The following is a 2,017-nucleotide window of genomic DNA, read 5'->3' as shown; positions in this document are numbered from 1 at the left end:
CATCAAACGAAAAACCCGCCTGTGCGGCGGGTCACTGGCGCAAATCAGCACCATGAGCGAAAATGTACCATAGCTGAGGGCAGGGCGTCAAGAAAAAATTCCTATCGCACCCGACGAAAAGCTGCCGACACCGCCGACCGGCTGTCGTCAGGTCTTTTGTTCAGCTGAGTTCGGAGCCCTGGCCACAACGACCAACCCGTTGACGTGTTCCCCGCGATCCTGCCGGATCGCGGTTGGTTCCAGTGACAGGACCGAAAGCCCGTTGGCGGCCAGCACGTCGAGCACATAGCGTTGCGCATGCGCATAGCGGCGTGACGGCAGCAGCGCGAAATCGCCATCGCCAGCCAGCGTCTCGACGGAAAACGCGAACAGGCCATCCGTGGCCAGCAAGCCGGCAATCGTCTTCACCACGCCGCCCAGCGCACCGACATAGATGAAAACATCGGCCACCGTCACCAGATCGGCTTTCGGACCGGCATAGGGAAAATCCCGCAGATCAGCCTTATCGAGGAAATCGTAGACGCCCTTGGCCCGCGCCTTTCTCAGCATTTTGGCCGAAATGTCATACCCCTCCAGCCGGTCGGCGATCGGCCGCAGCCTCTGCCCCATCAGGCCTGTGCCGCAGCCGAGATCGAGCGCCAGCGCGAAGCGGCCCGGCCTTGCCGCTCGAATGGCCTGGTCGAGCATCCCAGGCAGGCGGTAACCCAGCCTGCCGACCAGGGACTCGTCGAAGCTCTCGGCATAATGGTCGAACAAGGTCTCGACGAAGGCGCTGGGGAGCGCATCGACCGCCGGCGCCTTGCCGATCAATTGCAGGTTCAGTGCAGCGCCTTGACGATCCGATGGATCGAGTTGCAACGACATCGTCCACGCCTGTGCGGCCAGATCCGCCGCGCCCGCCGCCTGCTGCATCTCGCCGAGACGAAACCAGCCCATCGCCCATTGCGGCGTTATTTCCAGCGCACCGAGCAGCAATTCCGCCGCCGCCGCATGATCGCCATCCGCGTGCAGCATCTCGGCATAGTCGGCGCGGCGATCGGCGTTCAAGTCGCCTGACGAGGCCTGAAGCGGTTTCATGGCGGCGGGTCCTGCCGGCGGATCGAGCCGGCGGTGCTCTATGCGGGAGTCAGCAGTGACTTACAACAGGCTTCCCGCCGCGGAATTATATCCTATCTTGGAGACCATGCGCACCAGTGTTCTGCTTCATCCCCGGCCCGAGGGCCTCTATTGCCCGCCGGGCGATTTCTTCATCGACCCGGTTCGGCCGGTCAACAGGGCACTGATCACGCATGGCCATTCCGACCACGCGCGTTCCGGCCACCGCTCGGTGCTGGCGACGCAGCAGACGCTCGACATTATGGGGCTGCGCTACGGCGAGGGTTTCGCTGGCACGACGCAAGCGGCACAACTGGGTGAGACGATTGCCCTCGATGGCGTCAGCGTCAGCTTCCATCCGGCCGGCCATGTGCTGGGCTCGGCGCAGATAGCGGTCGAGCATCAGGGCACGCGCATCGTCGCTTCCGGCGACTACAAGCGGCAGAGGGACGCGACCTGCGCGCCATTCGAGCCGATCCCGTGCGATGTGTTCATCACCGAAGCGACGTTCGGCCTGCCGGTGTTTCGCCATCCCCCGGACACCGAAGAAATCGCCCGCCTGCTGAAATCGGCCGCGCAGTTCCCTGAACGCTCGCATCTGGTCGGCGCCTATGCGCTGGGCAAGGCGCAACGGGTGATGCGGCTGTTGCGCGACGCCGGCTACGACAGGCCACTCTACATCCATGGCGCGCTGGCCAAACTCAGTGAGTACTACCAGAGCCAAGGCATCGATCTCGGCACCCTCGAACCGGCGACCGTCGAAAGCGGCGGCAAGGATGATTTTGCCGGCGCCATCGTCGTCGGCCCGCCTTCGGCCTTCGCGGATCGCTGGGCGCGGCGGTTTCCCGATCCGATCTCGTGCTTTGCGTCAGGCTGGATGCGCATCCGCCAGCGCGCCAAGCAGGGCGGCATCGAACTGCCG

Annotated in this window: 2 protein-coding genes; one reads left to right on the top strand and one right to left on the bottom strand. The window is 64.4% G+C overall.

What is annotated here, in order from left to right; genetic code table 11:
- Positions 1-147 precede the first annotated feature (147 nt).
- Entirely contained in the window at positions 148-1,077 is a 930-nt protein-coding gene (locus EN879_RS33535; protein ID WP_063169969.1) for a methyltransferase domain-containing protein, read from the bottom strand.
- Positions 1,078-1,183: 106 nt separating this feature from the next.
- Between EN879_RS33535 and EN879_RS33530 the strand changes: the two genes are divergently transcribed.
- Positions 1,184-2,017: ligase-associated DNA damage response exonuclease (locus EN879_RS33530; protein ID WP_127274588.1), on the top strand; the 834-nt coding region annotated here is incomplete at its 3' end.

It is taken from the genome of Mesorhizobium sp. M7A.F.Ca.AU.002.02.1.1 (genome assembly GCF_003998535.1).
GTDB classification, from domain to species: Bacteria; Pseudomonadota; Alphaproteobacteria; order Rhizobiales; family Rhizobiaceae; genus Mesorhizobium; species Mesorhizobium ciceri.
The sequence above is the reverse complement of the archived record's forward strand: the minus strand, read 5'-3'. Positions and strand labels throughout refer to the sequence as shown.

Coding starts and splice junctions, on each gene's coding strand:
- EN879_RS33535 (WP_063169969.1), bottom strand. CDS start 1,077: ATGAAACCGCTTCAGGCCTCGTCAGGCGACTTGAACGCCGATCGCCGC.